21 protein-coding genes and 5 pseudogenes are annotated in these 23503 nt (G+C 36.3%); 4 read left to right on the top strand and 22 right to left on the bottom strand.

Annotated features, from left to right (window positions below; genetic code table 11):
- Position 1: 1 nt before the first annotated feature.
- From JFU18_RS25990 to JFU18_RS25940, 12 genes and pseudogenes are all read right to left on the bottom strand, one after another.
- Complete coding sequence (locus JFU18_RS25990) at positions 2-202, bottom strand: helix-turn-helix transcriptional regulator (RefSeq protein WP_088106864.1); 201 nt, start codon at positions 200-202, stop codon at positions 2-4.
- Complete coding sequence (locus JFU18_RS25985; protein WP_088291591.1) at positions 192-554, bottom strand: DUF3796 domain-containing protein; 363 nt, start codon at positions 552-554, stop codon at positions 192-194. The genes JFU18_RS25990 and JFU18_RS25985 overlap by 11 nt, the downstream gene beginning before the upstream one ends.
- A gap of 433 nt (positions 555-987) precedes the next feature.
- On the bottom strand, positions 988-1818 hold the full coding sequence (locus tag JFU18_RS25980; protein ID WP_201034166.1) for an alpha/beta fold hydrolase: 831 nt from the start codon (positions 1816-1818) through the stop codon (positions 988-990).
- A 541-nt stretch (positions 1819-2359) separates the two neighbouring features.
- Complete coding sequence (locus tag JFU18_RS25975) at positions 2360-3337, bottom strand: DUF4179 domain-containing protein (RefSeq protein WP_201034167.1); 978 nt, start codon at positions 3335-3337, stop codon at positions 2360-2362.
- Positions 3338-3340: 3 nt separating this feature from the next.
- On the bottom strand, positions 3341-3871 hold the full coding sequence (locus JFU18_RS25970) for an RNA polymerase sigma factor SigX (protein ID WP_002190245.1): 531 nt from the start codon (positions 3869-3871) through the stop codon (positions 3341-3343).
- Positions 3872-4297: 426 nt separating this feature from the next.
- Positions 4298-4726 (bottom strand): annotated as a pseudogene (locus tag JFU18_RS25965) (CPBP family intramembrane glutamic endopeptidase); the annotation flags it as partial.
- 511 nt (positions 4727-5237) lie between these two features.
- Positions 5238-5333: pseudogene (locus JFU18_RS25960) on the bottom strand (YjcZ family sporulation protein); the annotation flags it as partial.
- A 293-nt stretch (positions 5334-5626) separates the two neighbouring features.
- Positions 5627-6607: an alpha/beta hydrolase gene (locus JFU18_RS25955; protein ID WP_149190772.1), complete on the bottom strand. Its 981-nt coding sequence runs from the start codon at positions 6605-6607 to the stop codon at positions 5627-5629.
- Between the two features lie 183 nt (positions 6608-6790).
- Positions 6791-8158 carry a sensor histidine kinase gene (locus JFU18_RS25950; protein WP_149190773.1) on the bottom strand — a complete coding sequence of 456 codons (1368 nt, stop codon included), beginning with the start codon at positions 8156-8158 and terminating at the stop codon, positions 6791-6793.
- Positions 8155-8829 carry a response regulator transcription factor gene (locus JFU18_RS25945; RefSeq protein ID WP_002084315.1) on the bottom strand — a complete coding sequence of 225 codons (675 nt, stop codon included), beginning with the start codon at positions 8827-8829 and terminating at the stop codon, positions 8155-8157. Before JFU18_RS25945 ends, JFU18_RS25950 begins: the two co-directional genes overlap by 4 nt.
- 386 nt (positions 8830-9215) lie before the next feature.
- Positions 9216-9459: pseudogene (locus tag JFU18_RS29965) on the bottom strand (GNAT family N-acetyltransferase); the annotation flags it as partial.
- A 147-nt stretch (positions 9460-9606) separates the two neighbouring features.
- Positions 9607-10494 (bottom strand): LysR substrate-binding domain-containing protein, encoded by an 888-nt coding sequence (locus tag JFU18_RS25940; RefSeq protein WP_002142572.1) that lies wholly within the window; start codon positions 10492-10494, stop codon positions 9607-9609.
- 142 nt (positions 10495-10636) lie between these two features.
- Here JFU18_RS25940 and JFU18_RS25935 point away from each other — a divergent pair, with 142 nt between their 5' ends.
- Entirely contained in the window at positions 10637-11395 is a 759-nt protein-coding gene (locus tag JFU18_RS25935) for an NAD-dependent epimerase/dehydratase family protein (RefSeq protein WP_085312018.1), read from the top strand.
- Between the two features lie 1049 nt (positions 11396-12444).
- Here the strand turns inward: JFU18_RS25935 and JFU18_RS25930 are convergent.
- The 3 genes from JFU18_RS25930 to JFU18_RS25920 all read right to left on the bottom strand — a co-directional run bounded on the left by JFU18_RS25930 (position 12445) and on the right by JFU18_RS25920 (position 15867).
- Positions 12445-13383 carry an alpha/beta hydrolase gene (locus tag JFU18_RS25930; RefSeq protein WP_085312019.1) on the bottom strand — a complete coding sequence of 313 codons (939 nt, stop codon included), beginning with the start codon at positions 13381-13383 and terminating at the stop codon, positions 12445-12447.
- Positions 13384-13434: 51 nt separating this feature from the next.
- Positions 13435-14508: an LLM class flavin-dependent oxidoreductase gene (locus JFU18_RS25925; RefSeq protein WP_061689660.1), complete on the bottom strand. Its 1074-nt coding sequence runs from the start codon at positions 14506-14508 to the stop codon at positions 13435-13437.
- A 99-nt stretch (positions 14509-14607) separates the two neighbouring features.
- Entirely contained in the window at positions 14608-15867 is a 1260-nt protein-coding gene (locus tag JFU18_RS25920) for an MFS transporter (protein ID WP_061689661.1), read from the bottom strand.
- A gap of 275 nt (positions 15868-16142) precedes the next feature.
- On the opposite strand from JFU18_RS25920, the gene JFU18_RS25915 reads away from it, so the two are divergent.
- Positions 16143-16724 (top strand): TetR/AcrR family transcriptional regulator, encoded by a 582-nt coding sequence (locus tag JFU18_RS25915; protein ID WP_061689662.1) that lies wholly within the window; start codon positions 16143-16145, stop codon positions 16722-16724.
- A 353-nt stretch (positions 16725-17077) separates the two neighbouring features.
- Here the strand turns inward: JFU18_RS25915 and JFU18_RS25910 are convergent, their stop codons facing one another.
- The 4 genes and pseudogenes from JFU18_RS25910 to aceA all read right to left on the bottom strand — a co-directional run bounded on the left by JFU18_RS25910 (position 17078) and on the right by aceA (position 20032).
- Positions 17078-17236: a hypothetical protein gene (locus JFU18_RS25910; protein WP_002137521.1), complete on the bottom strand. Its 159-nt coding sequence runs from the start codon at positions 17234-17236 to the stop codon at positions 17078-17080.
- Positions 17237-17352: 116 nt separating this feature from the next.
- Positions 17353-17547, bottom strand: a pseudogene (locus tag JFU18_RS30410) (hypothetical protein).
- Positions 17548-17841: 294 nt separating this feature from the next.
- Positions 17842-18120: pseudogene (locus JFU18_RS25900) on the bottom strand (hypothetical protein); the annotation flags it as partial.
- A gap of 631 nt (positions 18121-18751) precedes the next feature.
- Entirely contained in the window at positions 18752-20032 is a 1281-nt protein-coding gene (aceA, locus tag JFU18_RS25895; RefSeq protein ID WP_201034168.1) for an isocitrate lyase, read from the bottom strand.
- Between the two features lie 581 nt (positions 20033-20613).
- Between aceA and JFU18_RS25890 the strand changes: the two genes are divergently transcribed.
- Positions 20614-20838 carry a hypothetical protein gene (locus JFU18_RS25890; RefSeq protein WP_002190252.1) on the top strand — a complete coding sequence of 75 codons (225 nt, stop codon included), beginning with the start codon at positions 20614-20616 and terminating at the stop codon, positions 20836-20838.
- 98 nt (positions 20839-20936) lie between these two features.
- Here the strand turns inward: JFU18_RS25890 and JFU18_RS29960 are convergent, their stop codons facing one another.
- From JFU18_RS29960 to JFU18_RS25875, 3 genes are all read right to left on the bottom strand, one after another.
- A complete protein-coding gene (locus JFU18_RS29960; RefSeq protein ID WP_201031512.1) occupies positions 20937-21194 on the bottom strand; it encodes a DUF3963 domain-containing protein in 258 nt (85 codons plus the stop codon).
- A 166-nt stretch (positions 21195-21360) separates the two neighbouring features.
- Positions 21361-21870: a phage tail protein gene (locus tag JFU18_RS25880; RefSeq protein WP_088039875.1), complete on the bottom strand. Its 510-nt coding sequence runs from the start codon at positions 21868-21870 to the stop codon at positions 21361-21363.
- Positions 21857-22336 carry a GyrI-like domain-containing protein gene (locus JFU18_RS25875; RefSeq protein ID WP_201034169.1) on the bottom strand — a complete coding sequence of 160 codons (480 nt, stop codon included), beginning with the start codon at positions 22334-22336 and terminating at the stop codon, positions 21857-21859. Before JFU18_RS25875 ends, JFU18_RS25880 begins: the two co-directional genes overlap by 14 nt.
- A 110-nt stretch (positions 22337-22446) precedes the next feature.
- Between JFU18_RS25875 and JFU18_RS25870 the strand changes: the two genes are divergently transcribed.
- Complete coding sequence (locus tag JFU18_RS25870) at positions 22447-23409, top strand: helix-turn-helix transcriptional regulator (RefSeq protein WP_201031513.1); 963 nt, start codon at positions 22447-22449, stop codon at positions 23407-23409.
- The last annotated feature ends 94 nt before the right edge of the window (positions 23410-23503 follow it).

The following is a 23503-nucleotide window of genomic DNA, read 5'->3' as shown; positions in this document are numbered from 1 at the left end:
CTTATTCTTCAAACCAAAACAGCACTTCAATAGGTGCTTTTAAAACTTTCGAAATATCATAAGTAAGTTTGAATGAAGGATTATATTTACCATTTTCGAGATTACCAATCGTTTCTCTTCTAACACCAACCTTGTTAGCTAAATCTTCTTGAGACATATTTAGCCTTACCCTATATTCTTTCATTCGAGTCTTAATTGGCATTTTGCATCCCTTTCTTTTCTCTATGTTCAAATATTTCAAGGCTAATTAGGAATGTACCGAATGGTATGAAAAGCGAAATTGTAACAAGGAATCTAATTACAGCTAAATTTTCCAAAATCAAAACACTTAATGTTACTATAATGCCCAGTATGAGTGCTACGAAAAAGGCTCTTGTAGCGGCGATACGAACATGCTGTATAAAGAGCTCATCGGGTACAACCTTTGCATACATAAAGAAGAAAAAGAAACCGAAAAAATAACCTACAACCGATGAATAATCACCTAAAAATGAGAACGGGCTTAAAAAGCCAAAAAAACCGAGAAACCCCAAATAAGATAATTTATTTTTCATTTAATCCCTCCTGCGTGATGTATTTCGCTCTTTATGATAAAAATATATCACATTGATTAAGAAATAAAAAGGTCCTATGGTTCATTTCTATAAAAAGGCACGATTTTTTTATACACAGTTAATCTTTTTTCAAAACGGTTAAATTTTGTTATAAACGATTCAACTTTCTTTCAAACCCACAATTACTTACTGTAAAGAGATAATAAAGTTATTGAATTTTGTTATGAAATATATAAAAGCCTTGCACATTTTATTGTACTAAGGCTCTTTAAAGTTGTTTAATTTCTATCCATTTAATTGCATTTGCACTCAAAAATTAATAATAAAGTTATTTAATCCTTATTGAACTAAAGCACCTGTTAGTTGAATAATAACAAAATGAACTGACAGGCAACAGATATGGAAATTTGGTTGAAAAAGATATTGATTGTATTTACTTGCTTGATTCGCAAACCGAATTGCTCCTAATTAGCCAGTCTTTGATTAGTTCTTGTACTATTTTACGTTTTTCTATTTGAAGCATATGACCCGCACCATCTAAAATGGAAAACGTAGCATTCGGAAATTTTTCTAGAAGAAAAAAGTGATCTTTATAACCACAGATTGAATCTTGTTTCCCTAGAATGATGAGTACAGGTTGTGTAAGTGTACTTACATCATTAAGCGGTTCTTCAGAAAGAAAATACCCTTTCTCTCTCCAATTTGACATTAAAAAATTTTTATTAGCTAATAATCGTCCAGGTTGGATTTCGTTTAAAAAGTAATTAAGGTTCTCTTTATTTTGATAATTCATTAATGTTTCAAAAGCCATTCTTATATCAGAATCCAATTCTGTTAATAAATCTTCATCTTTTGTAATAACTATTTTTTTAGGAAGATTCCTATCTTTCAAATGAAGTGAAGTGGCCAGCAAACAAATACTCTTTACATTTTTATGTCTATGGTGCAAAATACCTTGTGCCAAATATCCTCCATATGAAAAACCAATAAGAGAAAATGCTTGGTTAGGAATTGTCATATCAATAAAGTTCAAAATATTTAAAAGCATATCATCTGAAGAGTTGAAATTTTCGTCAATTAAACTTCGACCGTGAGCAGGTAAATCTATATATATCCTCTGAAAACCCTGAATCTTATCAAAAATTGGCTCTATCCAAGCTTTCATAGATTTATGGTCTGTACCCATTGAATGCATTATTAATATCGGAAAGCCATTCCCTATGATTTCATAATAAATACTACCCTTTGCAACTAAGCAATTCATTGAAATTTTTCTCCCTATTCATATCAATTTTATCCCACCTATTTTATTTCAACCTACTATGATATAGTTCTGTACTAAGTTGAAAATACCTTTTGACCACTTGATAGAAAGATTTTTAAATAACTTTATTATTCTTTAAATGACTATGTTGTGAATTAAACAACTTTATTGTCATTGTACAATTACCAAATAATTGTGGTTCACCTTGAATAGAAAGAATAACGTTTTTTTACACTTGGGGGTAGTCGGATTTCTTAAGTTGATGGGCATGGGGCACCATATCAAAAAAGAAAATTGTAAGTTTAGACACATTTTAGATACAAAATAACCGATTCCTTATACGTTAAGGGACCGGTTATTTATTTTCCTACTTTTTTAGGGAGGTTTTTCTCGTAATGGTCTTAAATGATTGATTTAAGGTTATAAACTTAAATCATAAATAAAAGATAGAGTAAAAACTATATAAGAAATAAATGTAACGAAAACAAGAAAACATATAAACTGAGCATTAGATACATATTGTCCTATTCTTTTTTTCATTTTAATTAGTATTATTTTTCAGATGTGAAGTATCAATTTGAATTTCACCTTTCCAAGATCCAATTACTTTTCCAATTCTATTTATATTTACATCTAAAGTAAGGGGCTGTTTAAAATCGTCTCTTCCCTCAGAAACTATAACAAATGTAGCAACACCTTCGGGTTTATCATTATCACGAATACCTACATCATTTAATTTTTTACCTGCTGCCATAAGTTCAAAAGGAAGACGGTCATCTGAATCATGGATAAATGATAGTCTCCCTTCATGTTTAATCTCAGGGTTTTCCTCTTGTTGCCCATTAATTTTACCATCACTTTCGAGCTCTAATCCTGATGTATCAAATTCAAATGGTACTAAACTTCCGTCAGCTTTTTCCATTCTATAATGAACTGATATACGTGAATCTGCGATATATAATTCTTTGAAATGTACAGTAATACCTTGATCTGTAATTTTTTCATCAATAGGAATATATTTACCATTCTTCATCATATCTTGTGTGACACCATTTTCATCTTGTATTCCTTCATTTACAACTTTATCATTTGTAATTGCATCAGAAAAATATGAGGCAACATTTGTAGCCGCTACTTGTACTTGTGGAATCATTGCTGTTGTGAAAAGTGCTGCTGCAGCTACTGCTGTATACATGAAACGTTTTGATTTTTTACTCATGTTTGTAAAGAGTCCCTTCTTCTGTTGTTTTTTGTGATTTATATTAGAAACATTGTCTAGCTTGGAACGAATTTCAAATATTTTCCATGCTTGTTCTATATCAATTTTGATTTCTTGTGGTGAATTTGCAGATTCTTCATCTAGCATTACGTTTTCCCATTGATTTAATTTACTGATTTCTATTAATAAATCTTGGCATGCTCCACATGTATCTAGGTGCTTTGTGAATTCCTTTCTTATATCATGAGAAAGTTCTCCATCAATATATGTTTGAATAAATCCGATATCATAACATTTCATTTGTTATGCCTCCTCCATTTGTTTATAAATCTTGCGAAATTTCATTTTGGCTCGGACCAATAATGTTCCAATAGAAGATATTTCAATTTGAAGTATTTCTGCAATTTCTTTATATTGAAAACCAGAGAATTTCATTAGTAAAAGGGTTCGTTCTCGATCATTCATTTTATTTAGTATCGTTTGTACCTTTGTAATTTCTTCTTTTCTTATCCAATCATCGTCTAATGATGAAACATTTTGTACTTCATGGTATTGTATTTCTTTATCAATCTTCGCTTGTTGCCTTTTTTCAGATCGCAAATGGTTATAAGCTACATAAGTAGAAGATTTAATCAACCATCCAGGTATGTTTTCAATTACTTTCCAGTCGCTACGATATAATTGTAAAAACACTTCTTGTGCTAACTCTTCAGCGATAGATTGATCTTTAACAATCCATATAATCTGCTTCACAGCATAAGCATAGTACTGCTTAAATAAATCTTCAAAAGGTATATCAGAAGCATGACTTTCTTCATTTTCTATGGTCAACATGTTAGTTTAAACCTCACTTTCAATTTGATGCCTGTATTATAGAGAAACCAGAAAAACGGATTTTGTGACAGTTTTTCTGGTTATTTTTTTATTATGTACTAAAAAAAGCATTCATCTGATTAAAAGATAAATGCCAAAAGGGAAATGAAAACATAAAACTATAACTCTTGCAGTAGTTTTCTATTAATGGGGTACCGCCACATCGCTATCAAGCTAATAAAAAAGAAATGCCCCCTAGAATGAAAAAAACGCCATCCTTTCCTATGATTCTACAGAAAGAATACCGTATTTTTTCATTTTAGGGGAATAATTAATCTCTTAAGTTGATGAGCATGCAGCAAGCCCCTTTAAAGGTAATATTGTGGTACCAGGCTGCCCTCTATACTGAAAAGGTAATATCACAACTCAAACTGCTATATTTATTTCCTATCGAATACACTCTTTTTTATTAGCACGTTTCCATAAATATATGGTGTAGAAGAATAAAATTGCAATAATAACATATGCAAAAAGCGACGAGACTTGAACATTCCCCATAAAATTAAAGAAATTATTAAAAGCGTGGAAAGGAATGGTGATAATAATTGATTGCTTATTTACGATAAGTAAGGACAGAACAAGTCCAACTAAAAATGCATATATGATTTGTAAAATGGTATCTTTAATAGACTGCCCACCAATTAGTTGTAATAAATGGGTGATACCAAACAAAAAACTTGAAATCAAAACTGATTTTTTTATCCCCTTTGAAAACAACATTTTGAGCATAAATCCACGAAAAAAGATTTCCTCAATAAATGCAACAACAAAAAATTGCATGATAAACATAAAAAATAAGTCAGATACCGATGTGGTGAGACCCCATAAAGAAAAGACACCCTAAGGTGCCTTCCTCCGACTTGAACCACTTTAATTTAATAATATGTATTGGACATTAAGTAAACACGTCCTATAAAACAGAATCATTTATTTTCAACAGATTGTTAGTGTACAAATACAAGAGAATCGAGATCGTTTGTTTGGCTAGATTAAAGCAACGCCACACCACACCTATATGGTTGAGATGTGTTACGCCTTCTAATCGGAGAATCAGCTTTATAGAACGTGTCCACAATTTATATTTTACTACATGTAATATTTATTTTATGTAATTTTTACAAATATGTATAATTACATAAAATTTACGAGAAAAAGAGAGTATACTTTGATATTGTGTAATAAAGATAAGGCCCACCTACGGAAATAGGTGGGTTTTTTGTTGGGCATTACTATCTCATTGCACAAAAGGGAATTTGCATTAAAATAATATCATATTCTTAGAGTTCTTATATTGAGAAAAAAGACACTCTTATGAGTGCCCCTTTTTTTAGTAACCGAATCCGCCGCTACCGCCGCCCCAACAACTACATCCTATAATGATTAACAGGATGAATAGAACGATCAGTAAAGCAAATCCGCCACCTAACTGTCTACGCTTAAAGACTAAAGTTACCTTTAGCCCTCCAAGACTCGCTACGAGCGAATGGCTAGTTCTTACTCGACGGGAATCCCACCCGTTATATGATACGACCTAGGCTTGGCCGCACACCTGCCTCGTTAGTTAATATGAAAATGAAACCCAATGTCTTTCAGGCGAAAGTATAATCTTGGTTTGGAAATATACAACTGTTTGGACATAAAAAAGACCATCGAAATGATGGTCTTGCAGACTGTAGACAAATGCATAAAATAACGGATGAACATTTCTCTGAACACTTACTTTACTTCTTTCATAAATAGTCTAACGTTTTCAGCGATTTCTTTGAATTTGGTATGGTGTAAATAATGTGATCCATCCATGGTTACTACTTTTCCATGTACCGAGTCTTTGATCTGCCCTTCATGCAGAGGTATCCATCCTGCTACATCTTCACTATTCGCTTGTACAAAGAGAAGAAGTGGAAGATATTTAGGGAAGATTAAACCTTGAGCCCCTTTAAAATTAGACGAAATATGGTCCATCTCATTCAAGGTTGTGTCATTATACATGTTTTTATTCGAAATCATTTTCATTTGCTCTACGGTTTTTTCATCAAATGCCAGTCCAGCATAGGGGTCAGCACTGATTTTCATAGCCAATCTTAAGAGGCCTGATTTTTTGAGATATGCAAACGTTTTTAATGGGAAATTGATATCCATACCCGGTTGTGTTGCAACACTGCTATCGATTCCGACAAATGCAGTCACCTCGTTTGGATATTTGTTCACATAATCAATTCCATAAATACCTGTAATGGAGTGGCCCATGAGGATGTATCTGTTAATATTAAGCTGCTGTAGAGCTTCATGAACTTCACTTACCATATTCTCCGTGGTTCGCTCTTTTACAGTTTCATCACTTAATCCATAACCGAAAGGCTCTACCACAACAACTTTGTAAAATGGAGATAATTCATCGATAAGAAGCTTAAAATCAAGCCCTGGAGTAGCTGTTCCATAACCAGGCAGGAGCACGATCGTTTCCTCGCCCTCGCCTTGAATTAACACATTCATGTTTTTCCCGTCTACAGATACGTGCTGCCCGTAGGGCACTATTCGTTTTTGCTCCGAATGACTACTCATCACATTTACGATATAAACAATACCTAAAAAAAGTACAATGGCTAGAACGATTGCTCCTATGATTTTAAGTAAGATGTTTCGCACTTTCTTTATTTTCATTCCGCTCAGCGTTTTCTTTTCCTCTTGTTGTGTCACTGTCATCTTCTCCTGTCCTGATCTGTTTGCCTTCCTTCATGTGCCTGTAATGAAAACTTAACCAATGAAGATGTACTCACCATGACGACAATATGAACTGAATATGAACTGCCAAAAAAAATGCTACGGCTCTTATATACAAGTAAGCTTGCATATGAGTCGTAGCATAGAGAATGAATCTAACTAATCTGTTGGTGTAGTGATTGGCAAGGTGACAATGAAGGTCGTTCCTTGACCAAGTTCACTTTTCACTCGGATGTCACCTTGATGAAGCGACACGATCTGTTTAACGATAGCGAGTCCCATACCACTTCCATCATACTTACGACTGTGGGAACGATCGGCCTTAAAAAAACGCTCGAATATACGCTTCTGGTCGTCAAGGTTAATACCAATACCAGTGTCGGATATTAGGATTGTGACGTTTTTGATATCTTGTTTGATGCTTACGTTAATCACGCCGGTATCCTCGGAAAATTTGATGCTATTTCTAAGGATATTCGTCCATACCTGATTTAACAGGTCATGATCAGCCGTTACTTTAACTGTCTGTAAATCAAGCTCGAAATGTATATCGCGAGCAGACCATTGTGGCTGGAGCGCCACAATTATCCGTCGGATTTGTTCATCGAGGCTGAGCGTGACGAGCCGCAGTTGCTTTGACTGCGATTCAAGAAAACTCAGCTTTAACAGGTTATCGCTCATTTTGGACATCCTTTTCGCTTCAGCGATGATAATATCAAGATAACGGCTTCGTTCGTATTCTGAAAGGTCAACTTGCTTAAGCACTAGAGCATAACCGGATATCGAAGTGAGCGGAGACTGAACCTCGTGCGACACGTTCGTTACGAATTCCCTGCGCATCTGCTCAAGTTGCTGCAGATCGTGCATCATTTCTTCGAAGCTGCGAGCCAAAGTACCCAGCTCACTCGTTTGCTTAATATTCAACTTGACGTTGAAATCTCCAGATGCTATCCGCCTGGTCGCTTTTGTCAGCTTTTTTATCGGTCTTACCAGGAATACAGAGGCAACTAGAATCAATAAGCTTCCTGCAATCAACGAACATGTTGCAAAGACCAATGCCCACTTTGTGACAAAAGAGGCTGAAGGAGGGGCGAGCGCTTCCAAAAATATCGCTTTCGTTCCCATTTCTGTTTTCAATGGCAACCCTAAGAGGACCGTGGCAATACCATTAGGAGTGTCCTGAACAACACCTCCATCTAATACTTTCTTTAGTTGCTCCATCGTCACAGGCGCAGGTTTGTGTCCGTGAATTTTACCGTAAGACTTGAACTGACCCGTTGCTTCGTAAATTCGAATATAATAAGAATCGAGCTGCTTCATTTCACTTACGAACAAGTCCGCTTCACGTAACGGAAAGGTCTTGTAAATCCGGACGATGTCTTGGCCAAAGTTACGTGAGTTGATTTGAGCGTTTTCGTTCAATTTATCTTCGAATATCCAAGTTGACACAAAAAAAGAAATGATCGTGCCCCCGATGATGGAGACTAAAAATGTCAGGACAACACGTATATATAAGGATCTGATCATTCATAAACCTCAAGCCGATACCCGAGCCCGCGCACCGTTTCGATCCGAAAATCGGGTGTTGTCGCGAACCGTTCACGCAGCCGTTTAATATGTACGTCTACCGTTCGATCATCTCCGGCGTAATCGATACCCCAAATCTGATCGATCAACTGCACGCGCGTATAGACTTGTCCGGGTGTTCCAGCGAGCTTATACAGCAATTCGAACTCCTTTAGCGGCAACTTAAGCGACTCCGTCCCGTTCATCACCTTATAGGTCTGTCGATCAAGGATGACGTTCCCGAAATGGATCTTCTGCGTGGAGCCAATCTTGTATCGTTTGAGTAGTGCCCTAACACGAACCGTCAACTCTAACGGATCGAATGGTTTGGTTAAATAATCGTCCGTCCCAAGTTCGAAACCTTTCACTTTCTCCCATGTTTCTCCTCTCGCAGTCAGCATAAGTAAAGGTAGATCAGGATTGGCTCTTCGGAGCTCCTTGCTTAACGTCCAACCATCCATAATCGGCATCATAATGTCAAGTACGACAAGATCGACATTCGTTGAGATGTAGACGGCCAGTGCTTCCTTGCCGTCCGCTGCTTCAGCTGTTGCGAATCCGTCGTTGCGTAGAAATAAACAGACGAGTTCGCGAATGTTCGCATCGTCGTCAGCAACTAGTATAGTAGGCATCGGTTCCCTCTTTTCCCTGTTTTCCACCGCATTATTTCAAGCAATCATTATACTATAAATTAACACGTATGTTGATTAACCAAAGTAATACAGTTTCTTGATTTATCGACCTGTAGAATTCAAGTGTTTCTTTCAAACTAATTTGCCACTCAATTGACAAGGCTTCACAAAGAAACAGGCATGTGAAACCTGCAAATGACAAGCGTTTATTTTGTCTTTTGGCCCTGTGCACGAAGAAATTTCAGCAAAGCATAGGCAATTATAGCTGTGAATAACTGATTGAACAACGCATTGGATGTTGTGCCAAACAATACGGGAACGTTCAAATTCAGCTAAATCCAGCGGAAAAATGATTCAATTGCCCAGCGCGATTTGTACATGGCGGCGATTCCTTCGGACAGATAGATTGATAGAACGCATATTCCCCAAACTACTCCAGTAATTACACCATCTGAAATAACACGTCCCATACCCACTAATTATTTTTCATCAAATGTGTATGGCGTATCAACTTTGATTGCACATTCGTTCCAAATCATTACTTGTTAATTTAAGTGAATTCCATCATAAAGATTCATATAGGTTTAGTAATTAGTCAAAGTTATTAGGGTGTTCTGTCGTACAATTTATATATTACTATATAATCACCTCCTGATTTTTGTATATTATAGTTCTACATCGACACATAATATATAACTTTTTCTCATTGCTTATTGAATTAATCTGCTCCGTTCAAGAAGAACCATATCAGTTTAAATAACTCAGATTTTGACAAAATTAAATTGATTCAAATGATACCCACCTTTTAGTAATCTCAGAAAATTTCTTAGTCGCGAGTGAGGTTGGTTTTCTTATAGCTAATCCAATAGTTCGATAGCTATCACTTTCAAGTGGAATGGCTGCAAAAGAAATTTTTGATGTCGGTATAATCATTTCTGGCAATATACTAATTCCTAGATTATTCTCCACCATGGAGATCACTGAGTATTCATTCATATTTTCGAATCGAATATTGGGGCTAACTTTATTCTCCCTAAATATTTTTTGAATATCATCATAACACTGATATGTTGGCATAATAAAAGGTACATTTTCTATTTGTTGCATTGATACTTGGTTTTCCTTACATAATGGGGATTGGTTAGATACAACACATAAAAGTCGATCCCTCTTCAATTGTACGATTTCAAAGGATTTTTCAAATGATTCAAAGTAAGTATCATTATTAATAAATCCACAATCTAATCTCCCGTTTTGTAACCAATTCTCAACCTCAGCATAGTTTCCTTCCAGTAATTCGATTTCAATATTTGGAAACTTTTCCTCCATTTTTTTAAGAATACCAGGAATCCAGTTTTTAGAAATACTCGAAAAAACCCCCACTCTTACTGTTCCTTTTTGGAACCCATTGATAGCGGCTACTTCCTGCTTCAGCATGTTGTTATAGTATAAAATTTTCCGAACGGTAATTAAAAGCTCCTCTGCATTTTTGGTCAATGTTAAAGTAGAGTGATTACGAATAAATAAAGGAAAGGAAAACTCTTTTTCCAAACTGCTAATTGCATGACTTACAGCAGATTGGGTGAAACCTAACACTTCTGCAGCTTTTGTAAAACTATTGAGTTCTGCCACTTTGTTAAATATTTCATATTTTGTTAAAGTCACTATGGTCCTCCTCATGAATTTTATTCATGTCTCCATTATATTTCTTCGTTTTATTTAATGCCATTACCAACATACAATAAGTGCATGCTCTATTATATGACCCTTGACAAGGGATGTATTTTTTATGGAAGGATGAAGTGAAATGCAAAAAATTTTAGTTACAGGTGCTGCAGGTAAGATTGGCCAAGATGTTACAAGATTCCTAGATAAGCAAGGGAATTACCAGTTACGGCTAGCAGATATTAACTTATCTGCTTTAGAAACTTTTAAAGATACAAATCATGAAATCATATATTTAGATGTTTCTGATTTAGCTGCTTGTCAAGAATTTACGAAAGGTATAGATATAGTTATACACTTGGCAGGTAATCCTTCGCCAAATGCTGATTTTTATGGCTCCTTATTAGAAAATCATATAAAGGGAACCTATAATATTTTTAGAGCTGCTAGTGATAATAATGTATCCAAAGTGATAGTTGCTTCCAGTGCTCAAACAATTGAAGGCTATCCTTTGGATTATCAACCACATACTTATTCACCCACGAGACCCAAAAATATGTACGGGGTAAGTAAGTGTTTTGCAGAGGCTGTTGCTTCTTATTTTGCTTATGAAGAAGGGTTACAAAGTCTTGCTATTCGTATAGGCGCATATGATGATTATAATCCATATGGTAAACCACTAACAGCTAGAGATATGAGTGCATACTTAAGCCCAGAAGATTTTATGGACCTTCTCTTAAAGTCGATGACGGCAAAGAACTTACCTCCATTTTCAATTTTACATGGTGTATCTAACAACAGGTTTAAACGAATTGATATTGAAGGAACAAGAAAGTTAGTTGGTTATAGCCCAAGTTCTGATGCTTTTGTACTAAGTGGTATTAAATTCTTTGATTCTTGATAAAGGCATATCTAGAAAAGAGATTATATTATTGTTATTTAGCTTTTATTTGTTCTATTTTCAATAGCTACAGTTTCTATAATCATAAATATTCCAATTTCCCAGATAGAGCACACTATTCTTCTGTCTCATTTGTGGAACAACTCTATTGTCACCACTAGTTCCACAGATGTTCTTTTCCTTTTCAACATAATGGGGGAGCACCATCAAAACGCGAATTTCGTACGCTAAGCAAAATTTCATAAGAAAAAGCCGATTTCCGGTACTCTAAGAGAATAATTGGCTTTTTACTGTTAAGTTGTTTGTAGTGATTGTAGGGAGTCTAATGATGCAATTTCTCTTATACTAAATCGGTATTTTCCTAGAATATTAATGTGTTCCCATTCTAATGGAGAAATATATTTCAATAATTCTTCATTAAGATGGGAATTAAATAACTCAACTTTCGCACCTATAAAATAAGCGGGGAGATTTAGCTATATTGAATTTAGAGTCTATCAATTGTGTACTGTACAACTTGAGTAAAATGAAAAACACCTCAATCCTTGGTATAGTGAGATTACCTAGAAATCACTACCACAGAAGAGGTGCCTTAACTACAATAGCTCAAAATAACCAATATCATCAACTACCAAAAGAACTTAATTCTATTTTTTCCGAGCTTGAAATGAAGATCCAGCTAAGGATGCAGTCTATCGCTTCTTATAAACAGTGCCAATGTTCAATTGGCGCCCTTTCCTGCTGCTGTTTAGTATGAATGCGATTAAAAAAGTAACTCGACTTACGAAAAAAAACGCTCCAAAGTGTTGATTGTGCTTATCATCGTAACTGCAGTAAAAAAGTTGAATTGCTAGCACACTATTTTGAAACCTTGGTTAACTATTCCAACTTTGAAGTATTTCCTGTTTTTAATCAATGAGTAAGGGGCAAAATTCAAAGTATATGGTGGCACTATTTGTACTTTGTCCTGTAATCTTTGCTCATCGAATAAACCTAGAGCTATCACTCATGCCTTCAGTTGAACACCCTGATGACTGAGCTAAGATAAATTATGGATGAAGTGCCCGTGCCATCGCATCAAAATAATTCTGACTGGCACGCTGACTTACTACGGCTTCAGGCACAAATACTTCAAAACAATGGAAGCAGCCGGGGTATAGATGAAATTCAACGTCTACTCCTGCTTGTGCAAGTCGTGTTACATATTCAATAGTTTCATCTCGAAATAAATCGAGTTGACCTACACATGTATAAGTTGGCGGTAGCCCTGCTAAGTTTTCTGCTCTCGAAGGTACGGCATAGGGAGATAGCTCGTTGGAATCTTTCTCCTTGCCCAAGTACATACTCCAAGCCGTCAAATTGTTTGCTCTATTCCATGTTGCGTGGTCTTCTGTAATCTCATAGCTTGATGGTGTTATGTTGCGGTTTTCAAGCATCGGATACAGCGGCATCTGGAATATAACAGATGGACCTCCTTTATCCCGAGCCATTAACGCAAGCGCTGCTGTTAGTCCACCGCCTCCACTTGCACCGGCGATCGCAACTCGATTCACATCAATGCCAAGCGAGTCTGCCTCATTTGTCATCCAAACCAAGCCTGCATAACAATCTTCGATAGCCGCTGGATAAGGATGTTCGGGAGCAAGTCGATAATCGACAGACACAACAACGCATTTAGCAGTCTGAACAAAGCGTTCACACAAAACATCGTCCATATCAGGGTGGCCCATTACGTATCCACCACCGTGAATCCACAGCATAGCTGGAAGTTTATCAAGATTGTTCTCAACTGGTTCGTAAACTTTAACTAACATCTCGCCGGCAGCGCGAGGAATCATTCGCTTGGTCATGTGTACAAGTTCTGATTTTTCCAAATGTGGATTCGACAAGAGACTTCGACTCGACTCTAAATTCTCCTCTAATTGAAAGCCTGGAAATTGTGAGAAAGCCTGTTTTAATTCTGGTAATACTCGACTGTCAATTTTCATATAAATTCCTCCAGGTAAATAATGAGACTTGATTCAATTCTTATGGAATGATTAACGGAATAGATGTGTCTCCTGTTCTCCTTCAGCTTCCCATTTGGCAATTTCCTCTCTTACACGAGGGGCAACTTCTGTTCCAAGCAATTCTATGGCACGCATGACTTGATCATGTGGCATGGTACTTAATGGTACATACATCATAAAGCGTGTAATCCCTACATGCTTACGAAGATGAATGATTTTTTCGGCGACTGTATCTGGATCACCAACATACAACGCCCCTTCAAAACTTCGTGCAGCATCAAAGCTGGAACGATCATAATAAGGCCACCCCCGCTCTTTACCAAGTTTATTCATGCCTGCCTGAGTGGAAGGGAAAAATGTATCTGCTGCCGATTCCGTATTCTCTCCAACAAATCCAATTGAATGAGATCCCACCTGAAGCTTTGATACATCATGACCAGCGTGAGCCGCTGCTTTCTTATATAGCTGTACAATTCGTGCAAAGTGCATTGGGCTACCACCAATAATCGCCAGCATAAGTGGTAATCCCAGAAAACCAGCACGGATAGCAGATTCCTGATTCCCACCGCTACCAACCCATATCGGTAAAGGATCTTGAACAGGTCTTGGATATACACCTAAATTATTGATTGCTGGTCTATGTCCGCCTTCCCAAGTCACTTTTTCGGACTGACGTATTTTGAGCAGTAGGTCCAAATGTTCTTCAAACAGTTCTTCATAGTCTTTCAAGTTATAGCCAAACAATGGAAAAGATTCGATAAAGGAGCCACGACCCGCCATAATCTCTGCGCGTCCATTTGAAATGCCATCCAGTGTAGAAAAATCCTGAAAAACGCGCACAGGATCAGCTGAAGAAAGCACGGTTACTGCACTCGCGAGCCGTATCTTTTTCGTTTGTGGTGCCGCCGCTGATAGAACCATCGCTGGAGAGGATGCTGCATAATCCTTCCTATGATGCTCACCAACACCAAACACATCAAGTCCTACTTGATCAGCAAGAACGATTTCTTCAACAACTTCACGTAATCGCTGTGCGTGACTTATCACTTCACCACTATGAACATCTGGTTTCGTTTCTACAAAAGACGTAATACCTATTTCCATTTGTTATCTCTCCTAGTCCAATTAGATTTAAGTCAAAAAAATTAATCATTTCCTTTATGGTAGTAACGTGTTTCTCATATTGGCTAACACACGTTTATTTCATAAAATCTTAACTCGTCTGGTCATAGCCCAAAAAAGAAGAGCTAAAACACTGACAGAGGCTCCGAGTAAGGAAACCCCTCCCCAGCCAAAGTGTACGTATATTTGAGTCGACGCAATTGAACCACCAGCACTGCCGATAGAATAAAACACCATATATCCAGCAGTAAGTCGACTCCGTGCTTCTGTATGCAATGGAAGGATCATGGTTTGATTCGTGACATGTATTGCTTGTACGGCCAAATCAAGTAAAACTATCCCTATCACTAATGCGATTAATGACTGCTCTATATAGCTGATGAACAACCATGAAATCAATAATAGAGCTAAAGCAATGCCTGTCGTTCGTTGTCCGTAACCTTGATCGGCCAATTTCCCTGCCCGTGCCGCAGCCAAGGCTCCAGCCACACCTACAAGACCGAATGCGCCAATTGCACTATGAGATAGAGCAATTGGCGGTGTACTAAGTGGCAGTACTAGTGAAGTCCACAAAATGCTGAAATCAGCAAAAATCAGCATGGCTAGAACGGAGCGAACGCGTAACGTTCGTTCTTGAATAAACAAAGCAAGCACCGATCTAATCAACTGAGGGTAAGATAGCGATTTTACCTCGCGTTCAACATTGGGCAACATCTTTATAAACATAAAAACCATCAAAAGCATGAGCGCTGCAGAAAATAGATATACAGAACGCCATCCCGCAACATCTGTTAATATACCAGCAAAAGTACGTGCGAGAAGTATGCCAATAACTATCCCACTTGTTACAATGCCAACGACACGTCCTCTTTCTGTAGGGGAAGCGATGGTCGCTGCAAACGCCACGAGAGTCTGTGTCACAACTGCAAGCAGACCCACCAAAGCCATACCTGCGAAAAGTACCATGCTGGAGGAAGCAGTACCAACTATAACCAGAGCTGTTGTAGATAATAGCATCTGACCGACAATTAGACGTCGCTGGTTTAGCAAATCTCCAAGCGGTACGAGTAGCAGTAAGCCCAATCCATAAAAAATTTGTGTAATGGTAATAACAACACCAATAATGGAATGGTTAATACCAAACTCATTAGATAGTTGATCAAGCAACGGCTGTGCAAAGTAAATATTGGCAACAGACATTCCACAGGCAGTCGCAAACAATAATGCCAAAGCGTGAGACATGGATGGCTGTTGATTCAAATTAGGTTTTGTTATGGAAGATTTATGACTTATCTTAGTGTAGAGTGGATCATCTTCTATATTTGTCTCTGTTTTGCACATACCTTAACCTCCAATCACATTAGATTTTTAATCATAACATACCGTTCAGTACAATATGATTACTGGTAAATATAACTTAGCCTTATTCATGATGTCAACGTTTTTTTGCACTAAAGTTAATATTCCATTAAATGAATGGAGCTTGATTTGACAGGAAGAATGGCTAATTATATAATAATTACATACTGTTTGGTAATAAAAACAACAATTGTAATTACCTACACACCTATCCTAAAACAATTAATAAAATCAAAGTTTGAGGAGGAGAATTCTTAATGGCAAGAACCCGTGAATTTGATGAGGATCAAGTTTTAGATGCAGCAATGCAGTTATTTTGGGAGAAGGGATATGAGGCTACCTCATTAAGTGATCTTACTTCTAGAATGGGCATTCAACGCCCTAGTATTTATTCGACTTTTGGAGATAAGAAAGAATTGTTTGAAGCCGCACTTCGCAGGTATACAATGTCTCGGGCCTCTGATATACGAAATAGGCTTCAAAGTCACTCCTCTGTAAAAGAGGCATTTTCTATTTTCTTTGCCGATGTCGTCAATGAAGAATACGCAGGGGATCTTAGTAAAGGTTGTTTTTGTATCAATACAATGGTTGAACTAGCACCTCATGATGAGAGATTTGAAATTTTGACCAGAGAACATCAAATGTACCTCGCCGTCATTTTTCAGGAGACGATCGAACGAGGAATCCAATCAGGTGAGCTGGAAGCCAACACAGATGCAAAGTCTTTGGCACAGGCACTGATTGTATCGTTAATCGGTCTAACAGTTATGATGAAATCTCGCCCCCAACGTTCATTTGTCGACAATGTAATAGCAGCGACGCTCACATTACTTAAGTGACATAATTGTATTTAAAAGTACGAAAACCATACCTTTATAGGGGTAACGTCAAATCTCCATCAAGCTACAATTTTATAGTACCCCCAGAACGAAATTTTGTGCTAACTTGTGACAAAAATGCTCATTTTTTCATTTCGGGGTAATTCTGAATTTTTAAGTTGATGGGTATGGGGGAGCACCACATGCCCATCAACTCAAAATCTCATACCACCTCCAGAACGAAAATTTTATGCATGTTGCTCGTATTTATTGTTGGGGGATAAATCGTTCTTTAAGCTTGATGGCGATTTGGTGCTATCCCTAAAACATCTGGACTGTAATAGCCAATTAAAAAAATGCAAACAAAAAGACCTTTAATCAGTCGTTTTGTTTGCATTTCCTTTTTCTAAAACCACAGAAAAGATAAGTACTATAGTTAACACCATAATAAACCCTACTTCACTTCCATCACTTACAAAAAATGAATACAAAGTATAAATTAAAATTAATATTCCATAAATAACTTTGTGCAATGAACTCCCCCCTTTTTGCCGTATATATTTTAGTGTAAAAATTTAATGCAAGCCCTATATTAAAATGAAAATAAAAAGCACCTGTGATATACACAAAGTGCTTTTCTCTTGTCAATTTATCTATTTTCACTATATTTATCTATTTTCTTTTTATAACTCAAATTTCTTCGAATCGTACTTTTCTAGAGTTTGTTACAATTCATTTTGTTCATATGGAATATGTTTATCTGTCTGTACATCTTCAACATTTTCTCCACCTGTTAATAATCTCCTGTACTTAAAAGAGTGCCCTGTTAATACTGTTTAATCATTTTGTATTGCCCTCCTTTTGTTTGATTACTTGTATCATAAAACAAGTATCTGAAGTTGATATGTAGTTTATCTAGAGTGTATGTAAATTTAAAAAATCTCTAATAAAATGTTTATGTTGTAATGTTACCATCAAAACTAGTGCTTCAAACACCCTGATTTGAAGAGACAGTAACCCATATTCTAGCCTCAATTCCTCCTACAGTTCTATATTGAATAAAACCAGTTGATCCCTATAATATAAAAAGAGCACCACTTTTTGGATGCTCTTCGTTATAACTATATAGTATTTAATTTCCTTCTTTTGTTGGTACCATTTTTCCTTCTTGAGAACCTGTACCTTCTGTTCTTTCAACAGTTTTTGCATCTCCTTTAGGAGTTGCTGGCACTGCATCTTTAGGTACATCAAAGTTTTGTGAGAAAGACGTTGTTCCATCTGCACTCCGTGTAATTACTTGATTTGAACTATCTTCATTTGATTTTAAATTGTCCATTTTCGCATCATCTGCACCTACTGCACCCCCCGCTACCAATCCTGTACTTAAAAGTGCTCCTGCTAATAATGTTTTAATCATTTTTCATTACCTCCTTGTTTTGTTTGGAACTACATTTAGCATAAGACAAGAATCTATAGTTGATATGGACTGTATCTGGAGATTATGTAAAGAAAAATAGATGATCAGTTGTATATCCTAATGGGTGCTTAGGCAAGATTGAAACTTAATATGAGTTTGATAATTGAGTTACCCTTCGTTTTTGGGTGTAAGGTTTTTGGCTGGGGTGAAGTGAGGAGCTAACCTTTTCTAATTTGAAACATTTACAACTAAATTTGCAATAAATTTCTCAATATAGATATACTTGTTATTTATAGTTTAAATATTCAAAATTCAAACTATAAAGCGTGATAAAAATATGATGATTATCCCTTATGTTTACTCCTTGTACTAAAGATAAGATTGAATTCTCCGACCTTATCTTTTTTGTTTGTAGAAATTTAATGTAAAAAAACAGAATCCTTATAATAAGGATTCTGTAACAAGAAATGACAGATATATAGCAATAAAAAGAGTTACTTATATTATAATTTAAAAATGCAACAAAAACATTGAGAAAATTCAAAATAAATAGAATATTATATATGTGTTTCTCATGCAATTTTTGTTCAAAATGCCAATGTTATTTAAGACTTTCTCCACAATAACTGAATTAATTATCTTTAAACTGCAATTCTTCCGTAGAACCTTTCAGCGCTGTCGTAGATGAAGTTCCACCCGTAATCACTTGTGCTACTTCGTCAAAGTAACCTGTTCCGACTTCTCGTTGATGACGCATAGCAGAATAACCATGCTCTTCTGCTGCAAATTCGGCCTGTTGTAATTCAGAATACGCTGCCATACCACGTTCTTTATAGCCGCGTGCTAATTCGAACATACTGTGGTTTAACGAATGGAATCCTGCAAGTGTTACAAATTGGAGTTTGTAACCATATGATGCCATTTCTTTTTGAAAGTTTTCAATTGTTTTTTGATTTAATTTTTGTTTCCAATTAAACGACGGTGAACAGTTATATGCGAGTAACTTTCCTGGGTATCTCTCATGAATTGCTTCTGCAAAACGCTTCGCATCTTCTAAATTTGGTTCAGACGTTTCACACCAAATAAGATCTGCGTACGGTGCATATGCTAGGCCACGTGCAATTGCTTGATTGAGCCCCGCTTTTGTACGATAAAAACCTTCCGTTGTTCTTTCTCCTGTAATAAATTCTTGATCAATTGGATCAATGTCGCTCGTAATTAAATCTGCTGCATCTGCATCTGTTCTTGCCACGATTACTGTCGGCACGCCCATAACATCCGCAGCTAAACGAGCAGAAATTAAATTACGTACCGCCGTTTGTGTCGGTAATAATACTTTTCCACCTAAATGTCCGCATTTCTTTTCTGAAGACAACTGATCTTCAAAATGTACACCTGCTGCACCTGCTTCAATCATTCCTTTCATTAATTCAAATACGTTTAATTGCCCACCAAAACCAGCTTCTGCATCTGCAACAATTGGTACGAAATAATCTATATCACTGCCACCTTCCATATGCTGAATTTGATCAGCACGTTGCAACGTTTGATTGATTCTTTTTACAACAGAGGGCACACTATTCACTGGATATAAACTTTGGTCTGGATACATATGTCCAGATAAATTGGCATCAGCAGCTACTTGCCAACCACTTACACAAATTGCTTTTAAGCCTGCTTTCACTTGCTGCATTGCTTGATTTCCTGTTAATGCACCAAGCGCATTGATGTAGTCTTCTATATGAAGCGATTGCCAAAGTTTCTCTGCACCGTGGCGTGCTAGTGTATGTTCAATATCGATAGATCCTCGAAGACGAATAACATCTTCGGCACAATACGGGCGTTTTACCCCTTTCCAACGTTTATCTAACTCCCAATTTTCTTGTAATTGTTGAATTCTTTCGTTTTTCATTTCTTCCATCTCCTCGTATGTTATTTTTCAGTTATTCTTTCGAGTAACTATTGCACTAAATATTTTCTTGGCCGCCTGAGTATATTCCTGGATAATGAAGATAAGAATCAACGCTTTCTTTTATTTGTTCTTGGAAGAAAGATGCTAATATTTATTTTCCTGTTGAACAAATCCTATTTCTCTAGCTAATTTATCCAAGATATGTGATGACATATGTCGGGGGAATTCCTCAGTAAACAATTGTAGTTCATTTTTTCATTTTGGGGGAACAATGAGTTTCTTAACTTGATGGCAATGTGGCGGGACCACATGGCTATCAACCTAAAATTTTATAGTATCCCTAAAACGAGAAAATTGGCATCTCCAGATAAAAATATACATTTTTTGTTTTTGGGGTACTAGTTTCATTAGCTTGATGGGCATATTGGTGAAACCTCGAAATGGACATTTTGGTAGGCAATTCTTCTTCTCTTAAAATAACCTTAAATATATTATAGATTTAAGAATATTAGAAAAATAAATGGGATAATTTCCTAAAACATCCTGAATAAAGTTGATTTTAGAAAAGGAGTAGAGAGGAAATGTTTCAGAAGCTCAAATTTTATTTACTCAGTCTTGTAATTAGTTCAATGTTAGGTGGGATTATCATAGGTGCTAATTTCTTGGTCCATAACATCTACTATTTAGTTGTAGGTAAAGAATTTCATTTTAATATGTGGTCTTCTATTATTATATTTAGTATCGTATTTATTTCGGGTTTCTCGTATATGTTGAAAAAAGGTCCAGATATACTTGTTAATGATTAAACCAATAGTAATTATAGTAGGCGCTACCATGATCCGGTTGGCGTCCTGTTTGTTGTTAAGGAAAGATAACAAAACAAAATTTCCTTAATCACAAAGCTTTAAAAGTAACCTATCCATAGTGATATTAAAGTTACTACTAACAGGGCAAGAAGAAATATGATATTTCGAATCCACTTTTGTATATCATCAAAATACCGCTTTATAAATGCAACGTTGATATAAAACATGAGAAATACAACAAAGAAGGTAAAGTTACCAAATTTATCATTCAATTTTTCATTAGTAAATGTGCTTACATGAAGGAATAGTGAAGCAAAAGTTACTAAGAATAACTCAATTAGCCTATTTTTGCTCACGCCACCACCACTCTACAGTAATTTCCTTTCGTTTTATTTTATCTGAACGTAGTGTGTAGCAGACTATGAATATTATACTTATGTAAAAAAAGGCTAACAATTCAAGATTGTTAGCCTTAATCGCGCCTTTTAAAAGAATAACTCAATACAACAAATGACTGATTCTTCAACTTGCAATATATTCTCCTTTAATTACAAAAAACGAACCTCGAATTGTTCCAGCAAGTTTAGACTTCTGTCTAGCAAACTTAAACTTCTCTACTAACTCCGTTGGTATCTCCATTCCCTCAGAAAGCTTAAATCCAACGGCCCGCTTCTTTGGGTTATCCAACGTATACATGACGTTGACTGCAAGACCATCCTCATAGAAGACATAGGCAAATTTAATATTTTCCACTTGAAAACACGATGTTTCTAAAGGTTTTGCCGCGAACTCAATATCACGTTCTTCTTTCAAGATGCTGTTCACATAATCAAGAGTCTCCCCGCTTTCACTAGCTGGTACAACCGTAAATTCATGCTTGTATTTATTCATAAAGTAACGTGCTTCATGGGCACGTAAACCAGCAAGTGCTTCCGCTACAGGTGAAGACTCCATGCCAGCTGTAGTTACGTTTTTAAAATCAACTATATTGGACAATTCCATCTCTCCTTTTAACACTTTACTTCCTAACAACTGGAATCCATATTTCACCAAATACTAAGCCGTTTCGCTGCCCCATCTCAACTGTTGTATTTGGCCCACCAACATAGGCAAAATCTTTTACTTCTGCTAATGCTTGACCAAATGCAATACCAGTAAGCTTATTACTTAGCTCCTCAGCTGTATTGCCTTCCCCTTTAACTACTAGGTATTCTCCCCTCGGAAACTGGATAACCCTAGATTCTTCTTGTATCGTTGCCTCTGTCATGACACCAGCGTAATACATCATCTTGTTATTCACCGCTTCACTCACAGAAAAAATGTAATCATTTGTAGCTAAAGCTTTTAAAGTGTCCAACCTTCCATCTTGTTCGACGGCCAGCCAAAAGTCTACCTTTTCCTTGTTTATGCCCGCAAAGTCTGTATAGTGGCTCTTAAGTTCAGTTCCAATACCTAACACGATAAAGCTATCTTTTTCTTCTATTGTATAATTTTTCATATTTAAAACCTTCCTCACTTTTAAATTAATCAAACGATTTATCTTTTCACTTGATGAGTTTATAATATCTTTAAATCATGTCAAAAAATGATACTGTTTAGGAGACCACCATGAAAAAAGTTGAACGGATTAATACGATCATGCGCTATATTAACAACCGCTCCCACTTTACAATTTCTGAAATCATACGAGAATTTAACATCTCACGATCGACAGCTATTAGAGACATTAGAGAAATTGAAGCCATGGGGATGCCGCTCGTCGCTGAAGTTGGCAGGGATGGAGGATATTTTGTCATGCATAACTCTATCTTGCCCGTTGTTCGCTTTACTGATAATGAGGTCAAAGCTCTTTTTATTGCCTTTATGGCCACAAGAAATCAACAACTTCCCTATCTAAAGAGTCGTCAGTCTTTAGCCGAAAAACTACTAGGACTCATCTCAGAAATCCAGCAGGATGACCTTGTTCTTTTAAATCAAATCTTGCTTTTTGAAGGGACTAACCCTCATAATCCTGACCTACTTGAGCTTTCTGACCTCCCCCATCCTATGTTAGAAAAACTCATCCAAACCCTTCTTTTAGATAGCCATTTATTGATTACAATAAATGAAGAGGAGGAAACCAAGTTTTATCCAATTTATCTACTGCACCTTTATCAAGAAAAAAGCCATTGGATAATTGAAGGCTTTGACATAAAAGAAGAAAAAAAGAAGATGTTTCTCGTTGATCATCTCATTAATGTCGAAACCTATACGCCGAAAAACAGATTAAGTAAGAAAAAAATTTCAGAAAAACTAAGTAAGAGGGACGAAGCAATCAACCTTGTACTTGAACTTGGTCCAAAAGCGATTACCCAGTTCAAAAAATATCATCCTATAAAAATTTCTATTTCCTATACAAATCCTTACCAATCCACAGCCATTCTAAAAACTTTTATCAATGTTAACAATCTCGATGAATTGATAGAAATAACAAATTGGCTACTTTTCCTAGGTAAAGATATCAAAATCAGGGAAGTTCCTGAAGAAGTGTTAGAAGGTTTAAAAGAGAGATTATGTTTATACTGCCCATAAGCAGTGGCCAGTTAAACCCAAAATAATATTGAGTTTGACTAGATGCCAGTTACCTCTATTTAAATACCTAGTAAAAACATTTTATTCGCTACCG

It is taken from the genome of Bacillus sp. TH22 (assembly GCF_016651015.1).
In the GTDB taxonomy this organism is placed as follows: domain Bacteria; phylum Bacillota; class Bacilli; order Bacillales; family Bacillaceae_G; genus Bacillus_A; species Bacillus_A mycoides.
Note: the sequence above shows the minus strand (reverse complement) of the source record. Positions and strands in the feature narration are given on the sequence as shown.